This is a genomic window from Streptomyces odonnellii, assembly GCF_000981895.1.
In the GTDB taxonomy this organism is placed as follows: domain Bacteria; phylum Actinomycetota; class Actinomycetes; order Streptomycetales; family Streptomycetaceae; genus Streptomyces; species Streptomyces odonnellii.
On sequence record NZ_LATD01000469.1, the window covers coordinates 1 to 9148 of the forward strand.

The 9148-nt window shown below is 71.4% G+C and carries 7 protein-coding genes; 4 read left to right on the forward strand and 3 right to left on the reverse strand.

Annotation, left to right across the window (positions count from 1 at the left end; genetic code table 11):
- Positions 1-40: 40 nt before the first annotated feature.
- Complete coding sequence (locus WH07_RS33215; protein WP_046508410.1) at positions 41-1303, reverse strand: sensor histidine kinase; 1263 nt, start codon at positions 1301-1303, stop codon at positions 41-43.
- Positions 1304-1556: 253 nt separating this feature from the next.
- Here WH07_RS33215 and WH07_RS33220 point away from each other — a divergent pair, with 253 nt between their 5' ends.
- Complete coding sequence (locus WH07_RS33220; RefSeq protein ID WP_046508414.1) at positions 1557-3743, forward strand: MMPL family transporter; 2187 nt, start codon at positions 1557-1559, stop codon at positions 3741-3743.
- A 182-nt stretch (positions 3744-3925) separates the two neighbouring features.
- Positions 3926-4411 (forward strand): DUF4259 domain-containing protein, encoded by a 486-nt coding sequence (locus WH07_RS33225; protein WP_063775872.1) that lies wholly within the window; start codon positions 3926-3928, stop codon positions 4409-4411.
- A 134-nt stretch (positions 4412-4545) separates the two neighbouring features.
- On the opposite strand, the gene WH07_RS33230 is transcribed toward WH07_RS33225, so the two are convergent.
- Positions 4546-5532 carry an NAD-dependent epimerase/dehydratase family protein gene (locus tag WH07_RS33230; RefSeq protein WP_046508418.1) on the reverse strand — a complete coding sequence of 329 codons (987 nt, stop codon included), beginning with the start codon at positions 5530-5532 and terminating at the stop codon, positions 4546-4548.
- 130 nt (positions 5533-5662) lie between these two features.
- Between WH07_RS33230 and WH07_RS33235 the strand changes: the two genes are divergently transcribed.
- Both WH07_RS33235 and WH07_RS33240 read left to right on the forward strand, forming a co-directional pair.
- Complete coding sequence (locus WH07_RS33235) at positions 5663-6436, forward strand: hypothetical protein (RefSeq protein ID WP_046508419.1); 774 nt, start codon at positions 5663-5665, stop codon at positions 6434-6436.
- 57 nt (positions 6437-6493) lie between these two features.
- Positions 6494-8035, forward strand: coding sequence for a PepSY-associated TM helix domain-containing protein (locus WH07_RS33240; RefSeq protein ID WP_079023765.1), 1542 nt, complete (start codon positions 6494-6496; stop codon positions 8033-8035).
- Positions 8036-8150: 115 nt separating this feature from the next.
- On the opposite strand, the gene WH07_RS33245 is transcribed toward WH07_RS33240, so the two are convergent.
- Positions 8151-8834, reverse strand: coding sequence for a winged helix-turn-helix domain-containing protein (locus WH07_RS33245; RefSeq protein ID WP_046508412.1), 684 nt, complete (start codon positions 8832-8834; stop codon positions 8151-8153).
- Positions 8835-9148 lie beyond the last annotated feature (314 nt).

Here is a 9148-nt window from a genome sequence, read left to right on the forward strand (position 1 = left end):
ATCCTGACCAGACCGTCGCGCAGCAGGAAGAGATCTTCGGCTAGGACAACTCGCAAGGGATCTCCATGGTCACCATGGTGGGACCGCCCGCGGGACTGCTGACGGCCAGGACGCCGTCGAATGTACCGAGCCTGCGCTCCAGGCCGCTCAGCCCCAAGCCCTTCCCCGGCTCCGCGCCCCCGCCCCCGTTGTCGGTGACCGCGATACGCAGCATCCCTTCCGCATACGAGACATCGACCCAGATCCGGTCGGCGCCCGCGTGCTTGACCGCGTTGGTCAGGGTCTCGCTCACCGCGAAGTACGCCGCCGACTCGACCGGTGCCGCCGCGCGTCCGGGCAGCTCCACATTCACCTCGGTCTCCACCGGCAGCCGCAGCGCCAGTGCCTTCACGGCGTCCCCGAGACCGCGCTCGGCCAGCACCGGCGGATGGATGCCCCGTACGAGATCACGCAGCTCGGTGAGCGCCTCCGCGGAGGACTGACGGGCCTTGCCTACCAGCTCCTTGGCCCGCGCCGGGTCCCGCTCGATCAGCGCCTCGATGGTTCCCAGGTCCATTCCCATGGCGACCAGCCTGGCCTGCGCGCCGTCGTGCAGATCGCGCTCTATTCGGCGCAGCTCGGCCGCCGAGGTGTCGACCGCGTCGTGCCGGGACTCGGTGAGCTGCTCGATCCGCAGACTCAGTTCGCGGTCATGACCGGGCGCGAGCAGCGGCCTCGCGACGGCGAAGTGGAGGCGCAGCAGATCGGGGCCGAAGCGCAGGCCGACGGCGAGCACCGCCAGCCCCAGCGCGGCGGCGGCGAACCCGGTCGCCTGACTGTCGACCGGCACGAACCCGTACCAGTACGGATCGTCCCTGAACACCCGCCACAGCCCTGCGGCCAGCACCAGTCCCTCCAGGGGATAGACGGTCAGGGCAAAGGCCAGCAGGGCGACGACGGAGCCCACGGTCATGTCGATCAGCAGCCACTGGAGATCGCGCCAGGTCGCCGGGTCCTTGAGCAGCAGGGTGCAGCGCTCGACCTGGCCGGTGACGCCGCCGCGGACATCGGGCGGGAACGGCCGGTACGGAACGGCGATCCGTATGTCCGACCAGGTGGCGGCCCAGAGCCGGCGCTGATTGGCATGGCTCCTGACCAGCGTCAGCAGCGCGGGCGTGGTGAAGACCCCTATGCCCAGCGGGATGAGCGTGATGGAGACCACGGCCAGCACGAAGAGGGTGACCGACCCGGCGAGCGCGACGATCGCCAGCGCCAGCCCCCGGACGGCCGCCGTCAGCGACGCTCGGATCTTCGATCTGTCCATGGGAACTCTCCTTGCCCTTGTGACCGGCTTCGAGTCTGACCGGTCGCGGCGGGCGGGGGCATCCGGGCGGCCCCCCGATCTGTGGTGTTGCCAGCACCACCCCCGATCAGGGGTTTCGACGGCTGGGGTTGACGGCCCCGGATTCCTAGCGTCGTGGACGACTTTTCCACAGGTCTCATCCGCCCTTCCCCGCTTACCCGCATAATTTCGGAGGCGAAAAGCCGTGAAACAGAATCTCGCTGCCCGTATCGGTGTGTGGAGCGCACACCATCGCAAGACGGCCGTTATCGGCTGGCTGCTGTTCGTCGTCCTGGCCGCTGCCCTCGGCGGCGCGTCGGGCCTGGTTGAAATGTCCGATTCGGAGAGCGGTGCCGGTGATTCCGCGAAGGCGGAGAAGATCCTCGACGACGCCGGTATCGACGAGCCGGCCGGGGAACTGGTCATGGTCAGCAGCCGGGCCGCCGGCGGCTGGCGTACGGCCGCCGGCGACCTGACCGAGGCCGTACGGGGGACGGGCGAGACGGGCCCGATCGCGCCGCCGCTCGCCTCCGAGGACGGCAAGGACGCGCTGATCCGCTTCGAGATGAAGGGAGACTCCAAGACCGCGCCGGACCGGGTGCAGCCGGTGCTCGACGCCGTACGGGACACCGGGGACGCCCACCGGGACGTACGGATCTACCAGTTCGGGGAGGCCAGTTCGGGCAAGTGGCTGAACGATCTGCTGGCCGACGACTTCCGGCGCGCCGAGTTCACCGCCGTACCGCTGGCGCTCGGCATCCTGCTGGTCGCCTTCGGCGCGGTGGTGGCCGCGCTGCTGCCGGTCGGGCTCGCGCTCACCGCGTGCATGGCGGCCTTCGGGCTGCTGTCGCTCGCCAGCCACCAGCTCCATCTCTTCCAGACGACCTACTCGGTGATGTTCCTGATGGGACTGGCGGTCGGTGTCGACTACTGCCTGTTCTACCTGCGGCGCGAGCGCGACGAGCGGGCCGCCGGGCGGGACGCCGAGACCGCGCTGCGGATCGCGGCGGCCACCAGCGGGCGGGCCGTCCTGGTCTCCGGGGTGACGGTCATGGTCGCGATGGCCGGGATGTTCCTGTCCGGGCTGATGCTCTTCAAGGGCTTCGCCCTGGCCACGATCATGGTCGTCTTCATCGCGATGCTCGGGTCCGTGACCGTGCTGCCCGCTCTGCTGGCCTGGCTCGGCGACCGTATCGACGCGGGGCGGGTGCCGTTCCTGAACCGGCGGAAGAAGAAGGGCACACACGAGAGCGGCGCGCTGGCGGGTGCGCTGCTGGGGCCCGTACTGGCCAGGCCGAAGCTGTTCGCGGTGGCGTCCGTCGCGGTGCTGGTGGCGCTGGCGGCGCCGGCGCTCGGGATGAAGACGGAGTCGCTGGGGATGGAGAAGCAGTTCGGCTCGGAGGCGTCGCTGACCGTCGCGTACCGGAACATCACCGAGGCGTTCCCGGGCGGTCCGGCCCCGGCGCGGGTGGTCGTGAAGGCGGACGACATCGGGTCGGAGGGGATACGGAAGGCGCTGGCGGAGTTCGAAGGTACGGGCTCGGGGTCGGGCGGTGCGGCTTCTGTGACGGTGCACGCGGAGCGGAACGTGGCCGAGATCGAGGTCCCGCTGCCGGGCAACGGCAGTGACGAGCGCTCGAAGGCCGCCCTCTCCGAACTGCGTGACAAGCGGCTGCCCGCCGCGTTCGCCGGCACCGGCGCCGAGGTCCATGTGACCGGTGATCTCGCCGGGTCCGTCGACTTCAACGATCAGCTCAAGCGCGGCATCGTCCCGGTCTTCGCCTTCATCACCGCCGTGACGTTCCTGCTCATGCTGTTCTGCTTCCGCTCGTATGTCATCGCCCTCACCTCGATCCTGCTCAATCTGCTGTCCGTGGTGGCGGCGTACGGCGTGATGGTCGCGGTCTTCCAGCACGGCTGGGGCGCGGAGCTGCTCGGTACGGAGAAGGTCGGCGCGATCGAGAGCTGGATGCCGCTGTTCGTGCTGGTGGTGCTGTTCGGGCTGTCGATGGACTACCACGTGTTCGTGGTCTCCCGGATCAGGGAGGCCCGCGACCGCGGCCTGGACACCCCGTCCGCGATCCGCCAGGGCATCCGGCGCACGGCGGGCGCGGTGACCGGCGCCGCGGCCATCATGGTCGCCGTCTTCGCGGTCTTCGGAACGCTGTCCATGCAGGACATGCAGCAGATGGGCGTGGGCCTGGCGGTGGCGGTGCTGCTGGACGCGACACTCGTACGGATGGTCCTGCTGCCGTCGGTGATGACGTTGCTGGGGGAGCGGAACTGGCGTACGCCGAAGGGGCTGGGATGGCTGCCGGCGCTGGAGCACGGCGGGGTGCCGGAGGACACGGAGGGAGCCGCCGGGGGAGCCGGGGCGTCGCCCCTGGGCGCGCGGCACGCGGCGCCGGCGCGGACGCGCTGACCGCGGGCCGGTCCCGGTCGTGTTCCGGCCAGGTCCCGGCTGGGTCCCGGCCCGGTCCCGGTCGTTGTGGGACGGGCGTGGGGCGGGCGCTCGGTGGGCGCGAGGCCGGTGCCCGGGGTCGATTGTCAGTGGTGCCTGGCACGATCTCTGTAACGGGATGAAGAACGACCAGGGGGCAGACCATGGGCACATGGGACACCGGCCACTTCGACAATGACACCGCGGCGGACTTTGCCGCGGACCTCGACGACGCGACCGAGGCGGGCCGTACGGACCTGGTGCGCGCGGCGCTTCTCCGCACGATTGAGACGCAGGACTATCTGGACGACGACGAAGGAGCGTCGGCCGTCGCGGCGGCCGCGCTCGTCGCCGAGCAGTGCCCGGGCGGACTGCCCGTGGAAACGGTGTACGGCCCGGACGAGCCGCTGCCCCAATTCCCCGCCGATCTGCGCCTCCTGGCCCTCCGCGCCCTGGACCGCGTGATGGCCGACAAGTCCGAACTACGAGATCTCTGGCTCGAAGCGGACGGCGCCGACGGGGAGTGGCAGAGCGGGATAGCACGGCTGAGGGCGACCCTGACGGCGGCGATATCCACGGAGACACCCGCGGAGGCATCCACGGCGATATCCGCGGAGATGTCCACACCTCAGCCGGACGGACTCTCGTAGCCCGCACCTCGCGCACCCGCCGCAGTGCCGGGCCCGTCCGGCGGTCGGGGCCGGCCCGCCCGGCGACTGAGGACAGTCCCCGCCGCCGGACCGGCCCCGCGAAACCACCCCGGCATACCGAACAGCCGCCCGGATCAGTCCGCCAGCAGCTTCGCCTCCTGCTCGGGGGACAGACCCACCGGCGGCCGGTCCGGACGCTGCGGTGCCTCGCCGCCGACCGAGGTCAGCCAGGACCAGGTGTCCGCCACTGTCTCGGCCACCGGCCGGCACCGCAGCCCCGAGGCCAGCGCCTTGGAGACATCGCCGCGGTGCAGGGTGTCGTGGAGTTCGCCCGGCGGCAGCCAGATCGGCAGGTCCATCCAGGGCTGGATCCCCGCCGCGAGGATCGGTTCCGGCGCCGTCCAGCGCAGTTCGGCGTCGGAACCGGTCACCCGCACGCAGGTGTCCAGCAGTTCGCCCATCGTGGTGTGCCCGGCTGGGCTCACCAGGTTGTACGGGCCGCCCAGGCCCTGCCGTACCGCGTCCAGGGTCCATTCGGCGAGATCGCGCACGTCGATGTACTGGAGCGGGTTGTCCTGGGGGCCCGGGGCCAGGACCGGGCCGCCCCTGGCGATCCGGCCCAGCCACCAGGGCAGCCGGCCGATGTTCTCCCGGGGGCCGAGGATCAGACCGGCGCGGACCAGCAGCGCCCGGTCGCCGAAGACCGCCTCGGCGGCGAGTTCACCGCCGCGCTTGTCCTTGGCGTAGTCGGTCTGCCCGGCCTCCGGGGACGCGCCGGTCACCACCGGGCCGTCCTCGTCCAGTCCGGCCGGGGTGGGCTGCTCGTACACCGAGCGGCTGGAGATGTACGCGTACCGGCCCACCCGGTCCGCCAGCAGCCGGGCCGCCGCGAGCACCACGGAGGGGGCCGCCGACCAGGTGTCGACGACCGCGTCCCACTCGCCCTCGGCGAGCGCGGCCAGACCGTCGGGGGCGGTGCGGTCGCCGAGCAGGGTGACCGCCCCCGCCGGTGCCTCATGACGGCCGCGATGGAAGACCGTCACCTGCCAGTCCCGGGCGAGCGCAGCCTCCGCGACCGCGCGCCCGACGAATTCCGTACCACCGAGGATCAGGAGTCTCATGGCACCGACCATGCCCGTGAACGGGCGACGAGGACAGAGAAATTCGCGGTCAGGGAAATTCGCCGTCAGGAGAATCATGTGCCGCTGGGATCTGCCGCGCGGTCCCACGGGATGGCAGCATGAGCGGACCATGACAGATGCCCGGTCGCCGTTGCGCGCCTTGCGGGCCGCGGCCTTCGCGGCGGTGTGCGTGACGCTGGCGGCGCTGGGGCATTCCTTTGCATCCGGTGCGTATGGCGCCTCCGGCATGTCCGGTACCCCCGGGCACGAGATCCCGCCCGGGGCGCTGTGGGCGGCGTTCGTGGTGACCGCGGGTCTGGCCTGGCTCGCGGGCGGCCGACGCCGTGGGGCCGTGTCGATCGGCGTTGCCCTGCTCACCGTCCAGGGCGCCCTGCACCTGCTGTTCGCCGGGGCCCTGCCGTACGGTCCCTCCGCGCATGGACCGGGACCGCGCCCCGGCGGTGTCACGGACATGGCCACCGGCTCCGGCATGACTCCCTCCGGTATGAGCCCCGGAATGACCATGAGTGGCGCGGACACCGGCCCGGACGGGCGGGTCGGCATACTCGACGCCCTCACCGACGTCTCCGCCGGCATGCTCGCCGCGCATCTCGTCGCCGGCGCTCTGTGCGCGCTCTGGCTGGCCCGGGGCGAGGCCGCGCTCTTCCGGCTCATACACGCCGTCGGAGTCCTGGCGTTCTCACCGCTGCGGCTGCTGCTCAGCGCCGTACGGCTGCCCGCCGCACCCCGGCTGATACGTCCGCGCCCCGGAGCCTCCACGGCACATCGCGCCCGGGGGGTCGTCCTGGCGCACACGCTGTCGCGGCGTGGCCCGCCTGCGTTCCGTACCGCTCGTGCCACGGCCCCCGGAGCCGCCGTCAGTAACGCCGCCATCCCAGTCTGAGGCCGGCGGCGGCCGGGGGCCGGTTCCCCCATGCCAACGCCAACACCTAGGACAGTCATGGCCATTGACGACCCTGTACAGGGCGCCGCCGCGCAGGACTCCGACGTACAGACGCAGACGCAGCCACAGTCAGAGACACAGCCACAACCAGAGCCCCAGACCCAGACGCAGACCGAGACCGAGACCGAAAGCGCGGCGACGTACGCGGCGGGCACGCCGTCCGCCTGGAGCGCCCTGCGCCCCCTGGTGCTCCGGCTCCACTTCTACGCGGGCCTGCTGATAGCACCGCTCCTGCTGGTCGCCGCCACCAGCGGGTTCCTTTACGCGCTCTCGTTCCAGGCGGAGAAAGTGATCTACCGCCACGAACTCTGGGCGCCGGTCGGCGACCGTATGTTCCCGCTCGCCGAACAGATCAAGGCCGCCAAGGCCGCCCGCCCCGACGGCACCGTCACGTCCGTACGTCTCCCCTCCGAAGCGGGCGCCACCACCCGGGTCCTGATGACCGTGCCGGGCCTCGGAGAGAGCAAATCGCTCGCCGTCTTCGTCGATCCGTACACCGCGGAGATACGGGGCGAGCTGACCAGCTACGGCAGTTCGGGCGCCCTGCCGCTGCGTACCTGGCTCTCCGAGCTGCACCGCCATCTCCATCTGGGCGAGCCCGGCCGTATATACAGCGAACTCGCCGCGAGCTGGCTGTGGGTCGTCGCCCTCGGCGGAGTGCTGCTCTGGACCGGACGCAGACGCTCCTCGAAGCGCGCGCTGCTGGTGCCCGAGCGTGAGGCCACCGGCCGGCGCCGGACGCTCTCGCTGCACGGTTCGGCCGGGCTCTGGGCCGCGACCGGGCTGGTGCTGCTCTCCGCCACCGGACTGACCTGGTCCACGTACGCGGGCGAGAACATCGGCGCGGTCCAGGACCAGCTCGGCGGCGCCACCCCGGTCGTCTCCGCCGCCCTCCAGCCAGGCTCGGGCACGGCGGGCGGCGGCCACGAAGGCCACGAGGGTCATGAGGGCATGGAGAACATGCCCGGAATGAGCGGACCGGACATCGGCATCGATCTGGCCGTCGTCGCCGCGCGCCAGGCCGGTCTCGACGGGCCGGTCGCGGTGACCCTGCCGAAGGAGGGCACCGGCTATGTGGTCGCGCAGACCGACACCCAGTTCCCGGTCAGGCTGGACTCGGTCGCCGTCGATCCCGCCAACGGCCTGATCATCAACGAACTGCGGTTCGCCGACTACCCCCTGCTCGCCAAGCTCACCCGCTTCGGGATCGACGCCCATATGGGGGTCTTCCTCGGGGTGGTCAATCAGCTCGCGCTCGCGGCTCTCGCCCTCACACTGATTCTGATCATCGTCTGGGGCTACCGGATGTGGTGGCAGCGCAGACCCACCAAGGCGAGCGCGCTGACCATGGGCAGGGCGATACCCCGGGGTGCCTGGCGCAAGGTGCCGCTCACGGTCCTGCTGCCGCTGGCGGCGGTGACGGCGCTGATCGGCTGGTTCGTACCGCTGCTGGGCATCAGCCTGCTGGTGTTCCTGGTGCTGGACGGTGCGCTGGGCCTGCGGTCCCGTATACGCACCGGTACCCGTACCGGGACATAACGCACGGACGTGGTACCGCACCGCCATACCGCTGCATCGTCATATCGCCGTACGTATGAAGCCCCGCCGGCCCGGGTCCGGGAAGTCCGGTCCGGCCGGCGGGGCCCATGCCCGCTCAGGGCGTGTACTTGTAGCCGACGCGCCGTACGGTCTGGATGGTGTGCCGGTACTCGGCGCCGAGCTTGCGGCGCAGCCGTGCCACATGCACATCGACGGTCCGGCCGTCGCCGACATGGCCGTAGCCCCACACCGTGGTCACCAACTGGTCGCGGGTGTGCACCCGGTGGGGATGCGCCACCAGGTGGGCGAGCAGTTCGAATTCGAGATAGGTGAGGTCCAGCGTCTTCCCGTCCACGACGGCGATCCGCTGGGCGCTGTCGATCCGTACCGGACCGCCGTCCCCGGGCCGGGCGCCGAAGCCGTCGGCCGGTGTGTCACCGGGCCCGGGCCCGGGCCCGGCCCCCGGCTCGGCGCCCGGCGCCGCGGGGTCCGTGTCGGCGGGACGGTACGCAGCCGAGGCGGCCAGCACCGCGGCCTGCTGGTCGGCCGGTACGAGGACGAGATAGCCGATCATCGGCGGCTGTCCCGGCAGCGACGGCAGGGTGTGCTGGGGCGCGGGCAGCCAGGTCGCTCCGGGCGGCAGGAAGTCCACGACCTGTCCTCCGGCGGGGACAGCGGCGGGGCGGGCGGCCGGAGCGGTCTCGTCACGGTCGACGGCCCGCAGCCGGTGACGGCCGGGAGCGGCGGGTTTCTGGTTGAGTGCGGCGGACGCGGCGGAGAAGGAACGGGAATTCGCCATGAGGGGTCAGCTCTTTCGCGCGAAGGAGTCGTCGAGTCGACAGGACGGACGGGACGTACGTCATGCGCGGCGGCCGAAGGCCTCGAAGGAGGTTTTAGAGGGCCGACGCGTTCCTCGCGCGGCAACACACCCGGTCGAAGTCGTGATGCTGCCGGGACGGCCAGAACGGCTCCAGGTCGCTGGGACCTGACGCAGGGTGCTGGTAGCCGGACATGCGTCCATTGAAGCAGATAGCGGTGCGCCGCAGCAGGGCACTTTCCGCTGTCCCTGCGCTCCGGTGGCGTGACGGTCAGCACAGGGCGGCGGGGGAGAGC

Coding starts and splice junctions, on each gene's coding strand:
- WH07_RS33215 (WP_046508410.1), bottom strand. CDS start 1,303: ATGGACAGATCGAAGATCCGAGCGTCGCTGACGGCGGCCGTCCGGGGG.
- WH07_RS33225 (WP_063775872.1), top strand. CDS start 3,926: ATGGGCACATGGGACACCGGCCACTTCGACAATGACACCGCGGCGGAC.
- WH07_RS33230 (WP_046508418.1), bottom strand. CDS start 5,532: ATGAGACTCCTGATCCTCGGTGGTACGGAATTCGTCGGGCGCGCGGTC.
- WH07_RS33235 (WP_046508419.1), top strand. CDS start 5,663: ATGACAGATGCCCGGTCGCCGTTGCGCGCCTTGCGGGCCGCGGCCTTC.
- WH07_RS33240 (WP_079023765.1), top strand. CDS start 6,494: ATGGCCATTGACGACCCTGTACAGGGCGCCGCCGCGCAGGACTCCGAC.
- WH07_RS33245 (WP_046508412.1), bottom strand. CDS start 8,834: ATGGCGAATTCCCGTTCCTTCTCCGCCGCGTCCGCCGCACTCAACCAG.